A 16,950-nucleotide genomic window follows, 5' to 3' on the forward strand; every position below is an offset into this window, starting at 1 on the left:
GCCATGTACGAAAGTAAATTAGATACGCTGGTCGAGCGTTACTTCAATCATATCGAGCGTCGCATTACCGTAGCGGCAGGTTCGGTATTGATTGAACAAGACGGTTACAACGAGCGACTCTATTACGTGTTATCAGGCGAGCTTGCTGGCTACTTTTCCGAAGACGGTAAAAAGCAAACCGAAGTTTTTTCTGCATCGAAAGGGGCATTTATCGGTGTGCACAGTTTCTTTTCAGGAACGTGGACCGCGTCGTCAACGGTGATAGCGCAAACGGATGTTGAGCTAGCGTGGATAGAGCGCAATACTCCGGCTGTGGAAGCGGGCAAATACGGACCATTAACGGCGCAGTTTATGCCTGTCATGGTCAATGAGCTGTCGCGCCGTCAACGTCGAGCGATGCAAGAAGCCTTAGCCAAAGAGAAAGCACTGCAAAAGCTGCACACCGCAGAGCAAATGACGACGTTAGGTCAACTTGCTGCAGGCATTGCGCATGAGCTTAATAATGCCATTGGGGTGGTGAGTAGTAAGTCGGAGCGTTTGGAATCCGTGATCATGGAATTACTTGAAGAAGTTCATCCGGAAGCAAGTCAGTTCTTTGATTTTGGTTTGATGCAAGGGCAAAAAGTGTCTTCCAGTGAGGCAAGAAAGCGGGGACGCCATTTCGAAAAATATTACGGTTTACCCAAAGAATTGGCTCGTGAACTCGCCCGTGCAGTGCCGACTGATTACCTAAATGAACATTGGTTAAAGCGACCAGAAGAAGCCATTCGTTACTGGCAAATGGGGCGTGATTTACACGACTTACGCATTGCCTCCAAGCACACTGTTGGCATCGTGAAATCGGTGAAACAGCTTGGTCGCACGGACATCGATAAAGAAGAAGGGCTTAGAGTCAATGACTCGATAAACCAAGCGCTTGCTTTGTTACAAAGCGATTTACGACGCGTAAGCGTGCGCTTTAGTCCTGCTGACTTGCCTTTGTTTGTTGGTTCCCAAACGGAATTGGTGCAGATCTGGGTCAACATCCTAAAGAACGCATGTGATGCGATGAGAGAGACAGAATCACCTGCGATTGAGATCCAAACTCGTGTGAGTAAAAGCAAGATACTTGTGACCATCGCGAATAATGGTCCAGAGATTGATGAAGCGACACGCAGAAAGATTTTTCGACCAAACTTCACCACGAAAAAAGGTGGGTTGTCGTTTGGCTTAGGGTTGGGGCTGTCGATAGTGAAACGTATTGTGGCTGGCTATAACGGCTCAATTGCGGTGAAAAGCGACAGTGAGAAAACCATATTTAGAATTAAATTACCGGTAGAGGATGAACATGGACAAGCTTAATTTAATTTGCGTTGATGACCAGCGAGAGGTGTTAAGCGCGGTTCTGCAAGACTTACAGTCGTTAAGCCAATGGCTCAACATTGAAGATTGCGAGTCTGCCGATGAAGTTCTTGAGCTGATGGACGAATTGGATGCGGAAGGTGAGATGATAGCTCTCATTATTTCAGATCACGTCATGCCAGGGAAAACAGGTGTAGAACTGTTAACGGAAATTTCCAAAGACAGTCGTTTTATCCATACGCGAAAAGTACTGCTGACAGGACAAGCAACCCATACGGATACGATTAATGCGATTAACTCGGCAGGTATTGACCGTTACTTTGAAAAGCCATGGCAAGCGGAACAATTGGTCGAATGTGTCAGAAATTTGGTGACTAAATATATCTTTGATATGGGATTAGACTACACCGAATATCATGAGCACTTAGATCAAAATGTTGTGTTTGATCGCTTGAGATAAATCGCAAACAAAATGAAAAGCCTGAGCTGGAGTGTCTCCAGCTCAGGGAAGTTCAATGATGAGGACCGATTCTTAGTGAGCGCCTTTATTGACTTAAGGTATATCGGCTTGCGCTCGCCACTGAAAGCGGTTTCGAGAACCAATAGCCTTGTAGGTAGTCCACGCCCATACTGGTAAAGAAGTCGCGCATTTTTGCGTCTTCAATCCCTTCGATAACCACTTCTATATTTTGTTCGCGACACATAGTGATCAAGAACTTCAGATACTCATGAGAGGAGCGGTTGGTTAATGTCTTCCAAGCCATCGACTTATCAATCTTAATCTGTGTCATTGGCAGATCGAAGAAGCAGTTTAATGAGCTGTAACCAGCACCGAAGTCATCCAAAGAGAGAGCGAAGCCCAACTCACTCAAGGTGTTCAAAGGAGCAATAGCTGCCTGGTTATTGTCCAATATAAAGGTTTCAGTAAGCTCCAAAACAATTGCTTGTGGCTCGACTCCTACTTCGTCAGCCATTGCTTTAATTTTGTTTGGAAATTCGCTATTGAGAAGCTGTAATACTGATACGTTTACGTTCACCCTTACTTGGTTTTGATAGCGCTCACGATAGCTCTTTATGAACTGACACGCTTTCTCGAATACTTGATAGCCAAGCTCAACGATCAAGCCTTTGTTTTCTGCGACGGGAATGAACTCGTCTGGATAGATCTCACCGAACTCTTTACTGCGCCAACGTACCAAAGACTCGAAACTCACAACTTGCAGATCGGATGCACTGACGATTGGTTGGAATTTTACACTCAGTGTTCGCTCTTCAAGTGCGTTTTTTAAGCCTTGCTCAATAAAGAAATAGCGATCTACCGCATACTGCGTTTTCTGGCTGTATACGGCAATACGATCTTTGTTCTTCTCATTGGCGTATTGGCAAGTGCGTGCGGCTTTACGCAAAATTTCTTCAGCAGAGTGTTCCGGATCGATGGAAGGGTATAAACCGATACTGATGTTACTGCCAAGATATTGCCCTTGTTCGACAACGGCATCGTGATAATTTTGCTTGATGGTCTGTGCGTATTCTTGCAACTGTTCGAGCGGCACGTCGTCAAGTACCAAAATCGCGAAGTCGTCATCGTGAACACGATAAACCGTGCAGTTTGGTGAAGGTAAGTGACTAAGCGTTTGCAATAGCTTTTCTACTAAACCATCAACAAGCTCGCTACCGTATTGGTTTAGGTACGACTTGATCTCTTCGATCTGGATGTAAAAAATCGACGCATGAGCACCGTTGGATTTTACGCATTCACTGATGTTAAGCAGTAAGTGAGCGCGGTTGGCCATACCGGATGCGTTGTCATGGAAAGCGACTTGATGAATGTAACTCTCCATCAACTTACGTTCAGAAATATCGCGATGGCTGCCAACCATATAATGACCCAGTTCGGTTTCTTTGGTCATTGCAACGCCTTCGATCCAAACATATTGTCCGTTGGGTTTACGAAGGCGGTAGGTGGTCGTGACGCGAGTGTTGTCGGTCGTGATGTGTTCATCGACACGTTTAGATAAGCGTTCTCGATCTAACGGGTGCACCAACTCTAACCATCTATCGAGGTTGATACGCCCAGCGTTGATGCCGAACTGCTCATAAAAACGCTGATTATAAAAAACCATGCTGCCGAACTCATCCATGTAGAAGAGTCCTTCATTAAACACATCGAAGATATGAATGAAGCGTTGTTCAACGATCTGTAAAAAATCACGATCGTGTTCTGAAATAGTTTGATCAACCTTGTTGGTCAAGATACTTCCCCCATAACCCAAGCCGTCTTGGAGATAAGTATATAAGTCGAGCTACACGCAAATGACATATTTTTGAAGTTTGTCCTTTTACACTGCAAACGAAAGAAGTCGGTCCAGATTGACAGTCTGTTATGTTAATGAGCTTACGGTGTTTATGTGTAAGTAGAATAATTATTAGAGTAATGCGACTAATAATCGGTATTTATAAAACTTAGTCAACAGTAAATACCATTTGTATTGAGAAGTTATTGATTCAGCACCCAAATTATCGAAATTGTCAGCATCTGTGATGAAATCTTGACCTAAGTCCATAAAATAAAAGTGGTTTATTGTGGCGATGTTGTCTCATATATTGACCAAAAGCTCATTAATTCTAAATGATAGTGAATTCTTATAACAGTGAATGGTCAGATCTCTTATAATGCGTTTGCTAAATAATAAGTGTTAACAAGTTGCGCGTATGCAGTACAAACCAGAAGACTCAATAAAAATAGCGATCGCAGACGTCAGTATCGGTATGTTCGTTACTGCGATTGAACAGAACAAACGTGTCAACCTCGCGAATGCTGGTCGTGTCTCTACGGAGCAGGGCATCAAAAAACTGCATGCGAGCGGCGTAAAGTACGTTTGGGTCGATCAGAAACTCTCAGCGCAGCAGTGCGTCTTTAAGCCTGTTGAGGAAGAGCATGACATTACGTTGTCAGCTTCTGAAATCACGACCACTCCTCAAATCCAGCGAGCGTTCCGTTCCCGCGAGGCGCAGCACAAGCGTGCCAAAAAACTGATTGCGGAAGCGAAGTGTTTAGCGCAAAAGCTGCTGAACCAAACCTTTGAAGGAAAAATCATTGAGGTCAACGAGATTGAATCGTGGGCCGATGACATGATTGACAGCGTATTCATCGATTCTGATGCACTCCAATGTGTATCAGCGCTGCGCCAAAAAGACAGTTACCTTTTGGAGCACTCAGTGAATGTTGCTTGTTTGTTGGTTTCTTTCGGTAAGCATTTAGGGCTAGACAAAGAGACGCTGAAACAACTTGCGATCGGCGGCATCATTCATGATGTTGGTAAAATCAAAGTTGATGATGAGATCTTGCATAAACCTGCTCGCTTAACACCGGAAGAATTTGAACACATGAAACTCCACCAAGTGTTCGCAGGTGAGATCATTGTTGGCGTTAAAGGATTGAGTAGCGTGAGTCGTGATGTGTGCTTGATGCACCACGAGAAACTTGATGGTACTGGTTACCCACTGGGCTTATCAGGTGAGCAAATCCCGATGCATGGGCGCATGAGCTGTATCGTTGATATCTATGATGCATTGACGGCGGATCGCGTCTACAAAAAGGGCATGAGCTCGGCAGAAGCGTTTAAAATCTTATTGAGTTTGACGCCATTCCACCTTGATCCCGACTTGGTGTACAAGTTCATCAACTGCATAGGTGTGTACCCTGTGGGCTCGATAGTACAATTGAGTGATGGCCGAGTTGGCATTGTGTGGACATCCAACGATTCTCAGCCACTTAAACCCATCGTGAAGTGTTTCTACTCACGTAAGTATAAGCGTTACATCGATGTTGCTATGGTAGATTTAAAAAACAGCTCACATTCGGTTGAGAAAGCAGTAGCGCCATCATCGTTAGAAGTGGATCCAAAACCTTTCTACGATTAAGCGCAATTAAGGTGGGTTATTCACAATATCTGTCGAGTAACGAATCGCTTTACACGGTTGCATATTACCAGTATGTTGATTGCATAACTAAACAGCTCAAAGTGGACTAGAAGCGAGGCAAACTGAGTTTTTCTGCTTAGCTTGCTTACTCATAGGCTTTACTAAAAGCTAGGTTGGTTTTGAGCCTGTTCAGTTATCGTCGTTCAGCTTTCATAAAAGCTATGTGGTGTCTTTCCGCGTTACGTTTCATGGATAGAAACGTCGAGAAAGGCAAGTAGGCTACACGATCTGTACCCCCATCAACACATTGGAAAGGAGCGCCAATGCAACTCGATACTTGGATCTACTACACCCTTGCGATACTTGTTCTGACTGCCTCTCCTGGTCCTAGCTCGCTGCTTTGTTTGAGTAAAGGCGTCAGTAATGGATTTCGCCATGCCTTTGCGACCGCCCTTGGCAGTCTGACGGCAATTACCATAATTCTTACCTTATCTTTTACTGGGCTTGGCGTCGTTATCGCCTCTTCAGAACTGGTGTTTAACATCATTAAATGGTGTGGTGCTGCGTATCTTATTTGGCTTGGTATTCAAGCATTACGCTCTAAGCAAACGGATTTCTCACAAGCGCAACCGGAGCAATCTTCTTCGAATTATTTAAGCGCATTTACCAGTGGTTTTATTGTGGGTTCGAGTAACCCGAAAGCCATTGTGTTCTTTACCGCGCTGTTTCCTCAATTTATTGACCCATCTGCATCGTTATTCACTCAATATATTGTCTTTGCTAGTACTTTTGTGGTGTTTGAACTGAGCTGGCTGACCTTCTATGGTTTGCTGGGAGTGAAAACATCGGATTGGTTATTTGCGAAAGGACGAGCGAAGTTATTCAATCGTTTAACGGGCGGTGTATTCATTAGCGCGGGCGTTATGTTGTCGACTGCGCATCGTAGCTGAATTGATAATTATTTCGCTAAGTTATTAAAACTTAGGCTAAATTAGCAAAATCTTATTTCCAAAATGGAAATCAACTTTTTGGTTTTTTTCATTAGTGGCAAAGACTCTCAAGGCGTAGAATTCAACGCGTCCTTTCAACCAATGCTCAAAAGTGAGCAAACGATTTGAAAGGACGTATTCGTTGTATTTTCTCCAGGAACATCTTAGATGACTCAAAGCCTTTCTGATCTTCAGCAGCGTTTCCTTGCTATCGCGACCGATAGCAACTTATCTCCAAAACAGAAATCAAACTTTCTTGCTTTGGAAGCCGAAGCCACAATTCCATATATGACCGTCTCTGACGAGGTAAGCCAAGCGATGCAGCAAGGCGTCATATGTGACATGTTTGAAGGTCACGCGCCATTTAAGCCGCGCTATGTTTTGCCAGATTACGCAAAATTTCTTTCTCAAGGTTCTGAATACTTGGAGTTAGCTCCAGCAGAAGATTTTGATGATGCGATCAACATGTTGACCATCATTTATCATCACGTGCCTTCGGTAACCAACATTCCCGTTTACCTTGGTCAACTTGATGACGTGCTAATGCCTTACGTGGGTGACCTAACTGACGAGCAAATATACAAAAAACTGAAACACTTCTGGGTCATGCTTGATCGCACATTGCCAGACGCATTCATGCACGTGAATATTGGTCCTACGGACAACATCATTTGTCGTACGATTTTGAAAGTTGACGCAGAGCTAAAACAGATCGCGCCAAACTTAACGTTCATGTACGACGAAGCAGTTACACCAGACGACCTGTTAAAACAAGCAACACAAAACATTTGTGAGTGCAGCAAGCCGCACATCGCAAACTACCCAATGCATGTGAGCGCGTACGAAGGTGGTCGCTTTGGTATCGTGAGTTGCTACAACTCTCTGCCATTGGCTGGTGGTTCAAACACGTTAGTGCGTATGAATCTAAAAGAAGCGGCGAATCGTGCAGATAACTGTAAAGATTTCTTCAACAACGTTCTGCCAGAATACCACGGTTTGATGGTTGAGTTGATGAATGCTCGAGCTTCACATTTGCATGAGAAATCTGAATTCTTTAAAGGCTTTCTAACGCAAGAAGGTCTGATCGAAGAGTCTCGTTTTGCGCCAATGTATGGCATTTATGGCATGGCAGAAGCGGTAAACGTATTGCTAGCGAAAGAGGGCAATACGAGTCGTTATGGTCAAGACACAGCGGCAAATGAGCTAGGTCATAAGATCTCTGCGAAATTGGCTGAATTGGTAGAAAGCACATCAGTGAAATTTGGTTTGGAAGGCAAAGCGCTACTGCACGCGCAAGGTGGCATCAGCTTAGATTTGGATGTGACGCCAGGTGTGCGCATTCCTTACGGCAACGAACCAGATCCAGTGTCTTACGTGCAAGCGACGGCAGGTCATCACCAATACTACCGTTCTGGCATCAGTGACATTCTGACTATCGACGAAACCGTGAAATCGAACCCAGAAGCGATGTTCAACCTATGTAAAGGCGCATTGAATGCTGGTTACCGCGAGTTTACGGCAAACGTAGCATCGAACGACTTGGTTCGCGTGACGGGTTACATGGTGAAGCTGTCTGAGATCGCGAAATACGATGCAGAAGGTTCACGTACTAATACTACATTCCTAGGCGCAGAAGCGGCGAAGAACACTGGTATTTTGGAGCGTTCTCCACGTGTGGTGAGTCATGAAATGTCACCGACTTACGCTAAGTAATCGGTGACGGATAAGAATAAGATGGCTAGACGATCGGAACACCTCTTGGCTAAGGTAACTCGTATCCTTCCGTTCTCTTGTGTTGATGGACCTGGAAACCGTCTAGTCATCTTTCTACAGGGTTGCAACTATCAGTGCATCAACTGCCACAATCCGCACACAATCAATCACTGCAACCATTGTGGGGATTGTGTGAGCGAGTGTCCTGTTGGCGCACTGAAGTTCGACAAAAGCAACAACGTTGTTTGGCTTAAAGAGGAGTGCACCCACTGCGACCGTTGTATAGAGATATGTCAGCACCAATCTAATCCAAAAATTACTGACTACTCTGTGGAAGCAATGCTCGATTTGATACGAAAACAGCGCTTTTTTATTAGCGGTGTGACGGTATCCGGTGGGGAATCTACCTTACAGCTTCCTTTCATTATTGCGCTGTTTAGAGGGATTAAACAGGACCCTGAATTGCAACATCTTACTTGCTTCATTGATAGCAATGGCTCTTTATCTACCGCAGGTTGGGAAAAAGTCCTACCGTATATGGATGGGGCGATGATCGACCTAAAATCGTGGCAAAGTGAAACGCATCACTGGTTAGTAGGGCGGGATAATCACCGTGTATTTCAAGCAATTCAGTATTTAGCCGAAGCAAGCAAGTTGTATGAAGTGCGTTTACTGCATATTCCAGGTAAGAGCGATCTCGATACGGAAGTCGCAACAGTTGGGCACTATCTGCAAGCGTTACCTGAATCAGTCAACATTCGTTTGAACGCGTTTCAGCATCATGGTGTAACAGGCGAAGCCCTTGGCTGGGAGAAATGCTCTCAGGATGAAATGGAGCGCTTCCACGCTCAATTGAGCCAATTCGTTAGCAGACCAATGACCATGCCATCGGTCTACGTGTAACGCAGCGGGGATAACTTTAGAGTTTATTCACTCTTGGTTTGCTGCATCCTCCCAAGGTTTCACACGCCTCAAGCACTTGTTGTTGTAGCCATCTTAAAGCGGGATCGTTGAGGCTCGCTTTGTTCCACACCAAGCTATACGCCACTTGTCCATATTCGAACGGCAATGGTCTTTCTACTAATCCTTTCGCTTGTAGTGCCATTTGTGCCCAAAGCTTTGAACAAGTGAACAGATAATCTGAGTGGTGACACATCACAGCTGCGGACCCAAAGTCCGCCACGTGCATCGCGATACTGCGTTTGGCGTAGCGCTGAGTTAAGTTCTGCTCAAAGTAAGGTTGAGATAAGTCTTTATCGTGAATGCCAATGTGCCTAGCACACAAGTAGTTTTCTACCGAGAGATCTTCTTTTGACAAAGGGTTATTAATGCCCATCAAACAGATCATCTCATCTTCTAAAATCGTCTGCCAAACCAAGTCTTTATTATGCGTAGGTGGTTGGCTGATATCGTGTGGCAGAATCATAAAGTCCACTTGTCCACGGATTAAAGAATCAAAACTCATCTGCTCTTTCGCGTAGACGTTCAGTTGTGCTCGACTGCCCATTTGTTGAGATAGGTTTTGTAGCATTGGTGCGAAAATTTCAAAGGTACTTTCACGCATCGCCAAAGAGAAGCGACCTTCGTAATACGCAGGATTGAATGAGCCTTGGTAAAGCAAACCGTTCATGCTGGAAAGAATGCCGTGTACCGAAGGACCGATGTTTAAAGCAAACGGCGTTGGGACTAAGCGAGTGCCATCGCGGTAAAAAAGGTCATCTTTAAGAATGTCGCGCAATTGGCTTAGCGTTTTACTCACGCTAGAAGGGGTCACGCAAAGCTGTTCTGCTGCTTGAGTCACACTGTGTGTTGTGAGCAACATGTGCAATACGGTGAGGTGTTTAAGGCTAATGCGTGAGAGTGTTATGTAATCCATTCGTAAGACTAACTAGTGTGATTTTTCTCAGTATATCAAAATATTATTGTGAAACATTTTTTTACGATTGTTGAAGCACGCAAAAAGAGGTGTTTCTTTTCGTGTTCTATATAAAGATTTGGCTCAACTGGGCACTTTAAGGGGGTGAGTAGTGGCAATAACCCTTAGAGGACGAAAGATGGTTGACATAAGCCTGACAAAATAGGGGATTGCGAACAAATAGGAGAGGTGATTTACTCAACTTTCCTAAGTAACAGAGGTTTAAATAAACTTAATGGACGACCCCTTTAGTCGACTGAACAATTCACTGTATGGCTTCCAATCATCGGAGGCGTACTCATGTTAGAACTTTTCATGCAACCAGAAGCGTGGGCTATCTTCGCTACCTTGTTTGCTCTTGAAGTTGTCTTAGGCGTTGATAACGTCGTATTCATCTCCGTTCTGTGTGAACGATTACCACAACACCAGCGTAAACTTGCCCGAAACCTAGGTATCGGTCTTGCCGTTATGGCTCGCATTGTTTTGGTGTTCTCGATCTCTTGGATCATGCAGCTTACTCAGCCGTTAATCAGCTTTAGCGACTACGCATTTACTGGTCGTGATTTGATTATGATTGCGGGTGGTGCGTTCCTATTGGCGAAAAGCTTGAAAGAGTTGTGGAGTTGGTTAACGCATACAGAACACGGTCACTCGACTCATGTTCGTACTGGTCTTGCCGTGGTTTTACTGCAGATCGTTGCAGTTGACGCTGTGTTCTCAATGGACTCGGTGATCACCGCAGTTGGTTTAACGAGCGAGGTACCTATTATGGTGGCGGCAATCATCTCGTCAGCAATTGTAATGGTATTAACGGCGGAGAAAATCAACAATCTAGTGACGCGTTACCCGGGCTTTAAGACACTTGCTCTACTGTTTCTAGTATTGCTAGGTGGTCTGTTGATGGCAGAAGGTTTTGCTATTCACATCAACAAAGGTTACGTGTATTTCGCGATGGCGTTTGGTCTAGTGTTGGAAATGTGTCATATCCAGCTAAAGAAAAAACAACGCCCAGTGATTCAGCGAATTCGTCCAATCCGGCCTCGTTCTGTTGCGCTTCAAACTCGATAATTGAAACGTAGCAACTGAACCAAACTGAGCCGCTCTTGAGAGCGGCTTTTTTACGTCTGTATTCTGCGAACTGTGTGGATTTGTCGTGTCGATAGAAAATGGAATTTGTTGTTGTAGCACGGATTTCTTATATAGACCGCCCAAACCTATACGAGTGAACAAAATAGAATGAACAAACTGATCGACGCGTTATCGACGCACGGATACTACATCTGGGATGATTTTATTTCTCAAGAGGAAGTGGCTGAGCTGCGTGACTGTATTCCTGATGATTGGAAGAAAGCACGTATTGGTCGTAACGACGACGTGACTCGTATTGAAACCATTCGCAGTGACAAGATCCAATGGTTGAAACGCGACATGGGTGCACCAGTGGCGTCTTTCTTAGATAAGATGGAAGAGATCCGTTTGGAAGCAAACCGTCATTTCTTTCTAGGCTTGTTTGAGTACGAAGCGCACTTCGCGAAATACGAGAAAGGTGACTTCTACCAAAAACACCTCGACTGCTTTAAGGGCAATGAAAACCGCCGCCTAACCACGGTGTTCTACATGAATGAGTCGTGGAGCGAAGAAGATGCAGGTGAGTTGGTGGTGTACGATTTGAATGACAACAAAATTGCGACTATTCCACCGCGTTCTGGTCGTCTGTTCGTATTCCTATCTGAGCAATTCCCACACGAAGTGTTGCCGACAAACGCTGAGCGATTCAGTATTGCAGGTTGGTTCCGTATTAACGGTGTCAAAGATAACCAGCTCGACATCGCTCACTAGACCTTATTATTGTGGTCGCGTTGAAATACGTTTGAAATAACAAAGGGACGCCAATCTGGTGTCCCTTTGTTTTATTCTGTTTACGGCTCGGCGTTAAGCTTGAGTGGAGAGCTCATAACACGTTTGCATGTGTGATGACAAAACTCGATATACATCAGCACAGAGCTTACCTGATTTGATCTGCTCATCCATGATGATGGCGATTTCTTGTGGCGTCATGCGTCCACGGTAGGGACGATCTTGAGAAAGTGCTTGAAAGACATCTGCGACCGCAATAATGCGTGATGGTACGTCCAAGGCTTCACCTGTTTTATGGTATGGATAACCTGAGCCGTCTAAGCGCTCGTGATGATTGGAAGCCCATTCAGCAATTTTGGCGTTAGGAAACACTTTATGCAGTGCTAACTCTGTGTCCACGGTGTGACGTTTAATTCGAGTGTATTCGTGTTGGTCCAGCGGTCCTTCCTTATGAAGGATCTCATCCGGAGTTTTGAGTTTACCAATATCGTGAACGAGTCCAGCAATAAAAATCATCTCTTGTTCGTGCTCATCCAACTCCATTTTCTTCGCCAAGTAACGAGACAGTTCAGCGACCTTTTGTGAATGTTGATAAGTAAAAGGGCTCTTGGCATCAACAATACGAGCTAAGAACAAACCCAAGCTGTTCATGTCTTCTATGGTTAGTTGTTTTTGCAGCCAGTCTATATTCTCAAATTGAAGTCCAATCGTTTCGATATGCTCTGACTCCATCGCAAACCAAAACGCATCTGTCATGATCAATTGAACCATCGCGTCGCACATGTTTGGGTTAAACAGCGTGCCCGCATTTGCCATTACACACTCGGCAATCAGTTCCTCATGCAAGGTGACAAGGTCGCTATGGCAGTTAGATACGTAATACGCACGCATAAAATCGAGACGATCAGAAAGGTAAAGCAGTGCAGCGACGTCTTTTTCAAATGTCGGAAGATCGATCTGTTCGAGTTCTTTCCAGTGCGTATGATGATAAAGAATTGGCGTTGCGAATTGAGTGAGCAACCGACATTGCTTAAGCGTGTGGTAGCCACGGATGCAGTGCGCTTTGGCGTCTTGAGGAACAAGCTGTTCAAGCAGCATCATGTGCTCGCGGGTCTCAGAAACTCCGCAGTCGTGGATCATGCCAGCAAAGTAACAGAACTCTGCTTTTTTGATGTCCCAACCTAAGGTGATCGCACATTGATAGGCAATATAGGCGACTCGATGGCTATGGTGTGTATCGTCTACGCCTACGTAATCTAACGCACGCGCTACCCAGATCAGGGCTTGTTTTAGATCGACTTCAAACCCCGAGATGGAGTGGGAAGATTGCTTCATTGTAATTACCGACGTTTTTACTCGCCTGTGCTTATTTTATTTTGATTTTTTAGGGGAATGCGACAGCGAACTGATACCTAAAAAGGGTGCACATGGCTTAGTTATAGTTATGCCGAGAATAATACTGCTTGTTGCACGTAAAATTCATCCGAAGCCCAGAACTCTTGGTCATTTCTTTGAACTACGTATTGATTTCGAAAGATTTCTCCTTGTTCGATTGACTTCCTTTGAAAACCACACAAATAGTGATGTAAAGTATTCTCATTATCATGTGTATTGTGAAAGGTAAGTTATGAAAAGAGTCGTTATATGGGGCGCGAGCAGTGGTCTTGGTTTGGCAATTGCGCAGTATTTTGCTGATAAGGGTACTCAAGTGATTGGCGTAGCAAGAAATCCAGATAAGAATCCGGAATTGAAGGCGATATGCCACTCGACCTTTACGTGTGATGCAACGGTAGCGGCTGAGGTGAATGCGGTTGTCGAGCAGCTTAATCAAGATGACATCATCATCAGTACTATGGGCAGCTTTCGTGCGGATGTTCCGGTGGATTATCTTGGTCATCGCCATCTTATCGACGCTGCATGCCACGCTTCACTGAAGCGTTTTGTATTGGTGACGTCTCTCGGTTGTGGTGACAGCTGGCAGTATCTTTCTGAACGCTCTAAAGCGGGCTTCGGCGGTGTCGTCCGGGAGAAGTCATTGGCAGAAGCATGGTTACAGACTAGTGATTTGGATTACACCATTATTCGCCCAGGTGGTCTTAAAGATGGTGATGTGACAGGCAACGGTGTTTTGGTCGAGCCGAAAGAAGTGCACGGATTGGTATATCGTCAAGAAGTTGCTCGTTTGATTTTTGATATGCTTGAAGACGGCAAAGGAAGCGGAGAGATCTTCCATTGTGTCGATCCAGAATTAACGTACTAAATGTGCTAATCGAATGAATCAAAAACAGGGAGAGTGTTTAGGCGCTGTCCCTGTTTGCGCTTAGAGTCTCGATATTTGTATTATCAATAATGCAAACGGAAAGATGAATCTGTGACCTTACCAGTTCGAGCGGAGTAGAAAAGCAACTAGAATAAAAGCTCAAAACAAAAGGACTTGTTATGTTAAAACATCTGTTTTATCGCGGTTATACCAATGGTTTGAAAGCCGCCGCCTATGTACTCCCACTCCCTAAACCGACATTATTCTCTGGTGCTGGCAGTCTCCATGAGTTGACGGAGGCGATTGCTGATCTTGGTTTTAAAAAGTTGCTTCTTGTGACGGATGACGGCTTAGTAAAAATTGGTATGGCGGAGCAGGTAATAGAAAGCGCGAAAGCCAGAGGTTTAGACGTTGTGCTGTTTTCTGAAGTAAAACCAGATCCCACATACGATCAAGTAGAGACTGGATTAACGATGTATTTCGACTCGGGATGTGACGCGATTTTAGCGCTTGGCGGTGGTTCTGCCATGGATTGTGCCAAAGTCATCGCAGCCCGGGTGACAAACAGGAAATCCATTAAGAAGCTTGCTGGTTTGTTTCGTGTGTGGAGAACTCCTGCGCCTTTATTTGTGATTCCGACAACGTCTGGTACTGGATCTGAGGTGACGATTGCCGCTGTTGTTTCCGAACCAGACACCCACCACAAAACCCCATTAATGGATCCGAAATTGGTGCCTTTAATGGCCGCATTGGATGCGAATTTACTGGTTGGTTTACCAGCAAAGATAACGGCTGATACGGGTATTGATGCGTTGACACACGCGGTAGAAGCTTTCATTTCCCGTAATGCGACTGTTGATACCAAAGCCTATTCGATTGCGGCTATTAAGCTTATCTTCAAGTACTTACCTCAAGCCGTAGAAGACGGGAGTAATATTGAGGCTCGAAACAAAATGGCAATGGCGTCTTACTATGCTGGGTTAGCCTTCACCAAAGCGAGTCTTGGTTACGTTCACGCATTTGCGCATAACTTGGGTGCCAAGTATGGCATACCTCACGGAATGGCGAATGGTCTTGCTTTGCTCCCTGTCCTTCGATTTTCTTTCTCTGAGATTGAGCCACAACTGACAGCCCTAAGTGAAGCCTTGATCGGAACGCAAGGTGAGGATAGGGCGAGTGCACAAGATTTCATTCATAGGCTAGAAGATTTGTATAACGCAATTGGTATCGAACAAACATCGCCACTGTTGCAATCCTCTGATACTGGAGAGTTAGTGAGTTTGATCCTTAAAGAAGCGCACTGGAATTATCCTGTTCCTAAGTTTATGAATGAAGAGGAGTGCGCCCAATTGCTTGCAGAAATTAGAGTTTAAAAACGTTATGTACACTTAAGTTTACGTGTGTGGATTTTTATCCTTACACTTTGCTTGATATTATTAGAAAGATCCTACAGAATCGTCATCATTCCAAATATGGTGTTAGGTTTGGTATGCCGTTGCCCGATCTGATGCTGATAAATCTTATAAAGCTGTAAAGATAAATATACAATGAGTCGATCTAAAGTGTTTGGTAGCACCCTGATTATTGCTGGGACTACGATTGGTGCTGGCATGCTGGCGCTTCCTCTTGCCTCTGCTGGCATTGGTTTTTCTACCTCTTTAATTATTATGCTGGGGTTATGGGCGTTAATGGCGTTTACTGCGTTGTTGATGCTGGAGCTTCACCAATATGCGGACAGCAGTGCAACTCTTCATACTCTAGCGAAACAAATTCTTGGTCAGAAGGGCAAATGGGTAGCAAGCTTTGCCATGCTCTTCTTGTTCTACTCATTGTGTGCTGCTTACATTGCGGGTGGTGGTGCTCAGTTTGGTGACCGTCTGACAGAGTGGTTTGGTCTGGATATTTCTGGCTCGACTTCAACCATCATCTTTACCCTTATCGTGACCATGGTTGTGACAGTGGGCACTGGCACTGTAGACAAAGTAAACCGCGTGCTGTTTGGTCTTAAAATGGTGACCATGATTGCAGTCTTGTCATTTCTTGCGCCAAACGTGACCGAATCTTACTTGCTAAGCATGCCAATAGAGCAAGGTCTTGTCGTTGCCGCTATTCCAGTAATCTTTACCTCTTTTGGTTTCCACGGCAGTATCCCGGCTATTGTTAACTACCTCGACGGTGACACGTCGTCTCTGCGTAAAGCGATCATCGTTGGCTCTACAATTCCGCTCGTGATCTACATTTTCTGGCAAATTGTAACGCTTGGTGTAGTAAGCCAAGATACCTTGATTGAAAACGGTGGTTTGAGCGCATTGATTGGTCAACTGTCTCAAACTGTTCACCAGTCAAATCTTGGTAGTGTGGTAGGTGTATTTGCTGACCTTGCACTTCTGACGTCTTTCCTAGGTGTGAGTTTGGGTCTGTTTGAATTCTTGGGTGACACGATCAAAGGTGACAGTGAAAAGCCAAACCGTTTGGTTGCAGCAGTGATCACATTTACACCACCACTAGGCTTTGCATTGTTTTACCCGCAAGGTTTCATCATGGCGCTAGGTTATGCTGCAATTGCTTTAGCTATTCTTGCTATCTTCCTACCGCTAGTGATGGTGGTAAAGGTGCGTCGCTCTGATGAGTTTACGGGTGAATACCGTGTGGCAGGTGGACAAGGAGCACTATTAGTAACAGGTATTGCTGGTACTGGTATTGTGATGGCGCAGCTACTCATTACTTTGGGTGTTCTTCCTGCGTTGGGTTAATCACCAAACGGATTGATATCGGAAAACTCAATTTGCATAAAACAGCCAGTGCTCAAAATAGCACTGGTTTTTTTTGATCTGGATTAAATTACCGTAGAATATTCGGTGAAAAGGTTGGCGAAAAACTGTTTTTATTTCGTACACTTAAGTTGTGGTATGTCGATAATTTAGGTGGAGAAAAGCCGCTCTAATCACATC

At 44.7% G+C, this 16,950-nt stretch carries 14 protein-coding genes; 11 read left to right on the top strand and 3 right to left on the bottom strand.

Features of this window, described 5'->3' with window-relative positions; translation table 11 throughout:
- Positions 1 to 3 precede the first annotated feature (3 nt).
- Together MHO32_RS11290 and MHO32_RS11295 are read left to right on the top strand one after the other, a co-directional pair.
- Positions 4 to 1,341 (top strand): ATP-binding protein, encoded by a 1,338-nt coding sequence (locus MHO32_RS11290; protein ID WP_009698101.1) that lies wholly within the window; start codon positions 4 to 6, stop codon positions 1,339 to 1,341.
- Positions 1,328 to 1,801, top strand: coding sequence for a response regulator (locus MHO32_RS11295; RefSeq protein WP_005444472.1), 474 nt, complete (start codon positions 1,328 to 1,330; stop codon positions 1,799 to 1,801). The genes MHO32_RS11290 and MHO32_RS11295 overlap by 14 nt, the downstream gene beginning before the upstream one ends.
- Before the next feature lie 85 nt (positions 1,802 to 1,886).
- Here the strand turns inward: MHO32_RS11295 and MHO32_RS11300 are convergent, their stop codons facing one another.
- Positions 1,887 to 3,593: a putative bifunctional diguanylate cyclase/phosphodiesterase gene (locus MHO32_RS11300; protein WP_005444471.1), complete on the bottom strand. Its 1,707-nt coding sequence runs from the start codon at positions 3,591 to 3,593 to the stop codon at positions 1,887 to 1,889.
- A 460-nt stretch (positions 3,594 to 4,053) separates the two neighbouring features.
- On the opposite strand from MHO32_RS11300, the gene MHO32_RS11305 reads away from it, so the two are divergent.
- The 4 genes from MHO32_RS11305 to MHO32_RS11320 all read left to right on the top strand — a co-directional run bounded on the left by MHO32_RS11305 (position 4,054) and on the right by MHO32_RS11320 (position 8,870).
- Entirely contained in the window at positions 4,054 to 5,265 is a 1,212-nt protein-coding gene (locus MHO32_RS11305; protein ID WP_005444470.1) for an HD-GYP domain-containing protein, read from the top strand.
- 323 nt (positions 5,266 to 5,588) lie between these two features.
- Entirely contained in the window at positions 5,589 to 6,215 is a 627-nt protein-coding gene (locus tag MHO32_RS11310) for a LysE family translocator (protein WP_005444463.1), read from the top strand.
- Between the two features lie 207 nt (positions 6,216 to 6,422).
- A complete protein-coding gene (locus MHO32_RS11315; RefSeq protein WP_239211884.1) occupies positions 6,423 to 7,967 on the top strand; it encodes a YjjI family glycine radical enzyme in 1,545 nt (514 codons plus the stop codon).
- Positions 7,968 to 7,988: 21 nt separating this feature from the next.
- Positions 7,989 to 8,870, top strand: a complete 882-nt coding sequence (locus tag MHO32_RS11320; RefSeq protein WP_029789413.1) for a YjjW family glycine radical enzyme activase — start codon at positions 7,989 to 7,991, stop codon at positions 8,868 to 8,870.
- A gap of 16 nt (positions 8,871 to 8,886) precedes the next feature.
- On the opposite strand, the gene MHO32_RS11325 is transcribed toward MHO32_RS11320, so the two are convergent.
- A complete protein-coding gene (locus tag MHO32_RS11325) occupies positions 8,887 to 9,843 on the bottom strand; it encodes a LysR family transcriptional regulator (RefSeq protein ID WP_222325508.1) in 957 nt (318 codons plus the stop codon).
- 339 nt (positions 9,844 to 10,182) lie between these two features.
- Here MHO32_RS11325 and MHO32_RS11330 point away from each other — a divergent pair, with 339 nt between their 5' ends.
- Complete coding sequence (locus tag MHO32_RS11330; RefSeq protein WP_009702297.1) at positions 10,183 to 10,950, top strand: TerC family protein; 768 nt, start codon at positions 10,183 to 10,185, stop codon at positions 10,948 to 10,950.
- Positions 10,951 to 11,118: 168 nt separating this feature from the next.
- Complete coding sequence (locus MHO32_RS11335; protein WP_009698095.1) at positions 11,119 to 11,721, top strand: 2OG-Fe(II) oxygenase; 603 nt, start codon at positions 11,119 to 11,121, stop codon at positions 11,719 to 11,721.
- Positions 11,722 to 11,814: 93 nt separating this feature from the next.
- Here MHO32_RS11335 and MHO32_RS11340 read toward each other — a convergent pair whose 3' ends face one another.
- Positions 11,815 to 13,074 carry an HD domain-containing phosphohydrolase gene (locus tag MHO32_RS11340; protein WP_239211897.1) on the bottom strand — a complete coding sequence of 420 codons (1,260 nt, stop codon included), beginning with the start codon at positions 13,072 to 13,074 and terminating at the stop codon, positions 11,815 to 11,817.
- A 292-nt stretch (positions 13,075 to 13,366) separates the two neighbouring features.
- Here MHO32_RS11340 and MHO32_RS11345 point away from each other — a divergent pair, with 292 nt between their 5' ends.
- From MHO32_RS11345 to MHO32_RS11355, 3 genes are all read left to right on the top strand, one after another.
- Positions 13,367 to 13,999 carry an SDR family NAD(P)-dependent oxidoreductase gene (locus MHO32_RS11345; RefSeq protein ID WP_239211905.1) on the top strand — a complete coding sequence of 211 codons (633 nt, stop codon included), beginning with the start codon at positions 13,367 to 13,369 and terminating at the stop codon, positions 13,997 to 13,999.
- 179 nt (positions 14,000 to 14,178) lie between these two features.
- Positions 14,179 to 15,372 (top strand): iron-containing alcohol dehydrogenase, encoded by a 1,194-nt coding sequence (locus MHO32_RS11350; RefSeq protein ID WP_239211908.1) that lies wholly within the window; start codon positions 14,179 to 14,181, stop codon positions 15,370 to 15,372.
- 174 nt (positions 15,373 to 15,546) lie between these two features.
- Positions 15,547 to 16,752 (top strand): aromatic amino acid transport family protein, encoded by a 1,206-nt coding sequence (locus MHO32_RS11355; protein WP_009698092.1) that lies wholly within the window; start codon positions 15,547 to 15,549, stop codon positions 16,750 to 16,752.
- The last annotated feature ends 198 nt before the right edge of the window (positions 16,753 to 16,950 follow it).

This window comes from Vibrio sp. MMH1-50 (assembly GCF_022347645.1).
GTDB lineage: Bacteria > Pseudomonadota > Gammaproteobacteria > Enterobacterales > Vibrionaceae > Vibrio > Vibrio harveyi.

Bases quoted from the DNA above. Each gene is read 5' to 3' on its own strand.
- MHO32_RS11295 (WP_005444472.1), top strand. From the start codon at position 1,328: ATGGACAAGCTTAATTTAATTTGCGTTGATGACCAGCGAGAGGTGTTA.
- MHO32_RS11320 (WP_029789413.1), top strand. From the start codon at position 7,989: ATGGCTAGACGATCGGAACACCTCTTGGCTAAGGTAACTCGTATCCTT.
- MHO32_RS11350 (WP_239211908.1), top strand. From the start codon at position 14,179: ATGTTAAAACATCTGTTTTATCGCGGTTATACCAATGGTTTGAAAGCC.
- MHO32_RS11330 (WP_009702297.1), top strand. From the start codon at position 10,183: ATGTTAGAACTTTTCATGCAACCAGAAGCGTGGGCTATCTTCGCTACC.
- MHO32_RS11305 (WP_005444470.1), top strand. From the start codon at position 4,054: ATGCAGTACAAACCAGAAGACTCAATAAAAATAGCGATCGCAGACGTC.
- MHO32_RS11310 (WP_005444463.1), top strand. From the start codon at position 5,589: ATGCAACTCGATACTTGGATCTACTACACCCTTGCGATACTTGTTCTG.
- MHO32_RS11325 (WP_222325508.1), bottom strand. From the start codon at position 9,843: ATGGATTACATAACACTCTCACGCATTAGCCTTAAACACCTCACCGTA.
- MHO32_RS11290 (WP_009698101.1), top strand. From the start codon at position 4: ATGTACGAAAGTAAATTAGATACGCTGGTCGAGCGTTACTTCAATCAT.
- MHO32_RS11335 (WP_009698095.1), top strand. From the start codon at position 11,119: ATGAACAAACTGATCGACGCGTTATCGACGCACGGATACTACATCTGG.
- MHO32_RS11315 (WP_239211884.1), top strand. From the start codon at position 6,423: ATGACTCAAAGCCTTTCTGATCTTCAGCAGCGTTTCCTTGCTATCGCG.
- MHO32_RS11345 (WP_239211905.1), top strand. From the start codon at position 13,367: ATGAAAAGAGTCGTTATATGGGGCGCGAGCAGTGGTCTTGGTTTGGCA.
- MHO32_RS11355 (WP_009698092.1), top strand. From the start codon at position 15,547: ATGAGTCGATCTAAAGTGTTTGGTAGCACCCTGATTATTGCTGGGACT.
- MHO32_RS11340 (WP_239211897.1), bottom strand. From the start codon at position 13,074: ATGAAGCAATCTTCCCACTCCATCTCGGGGTTTGAAGTCGATCTAAAA.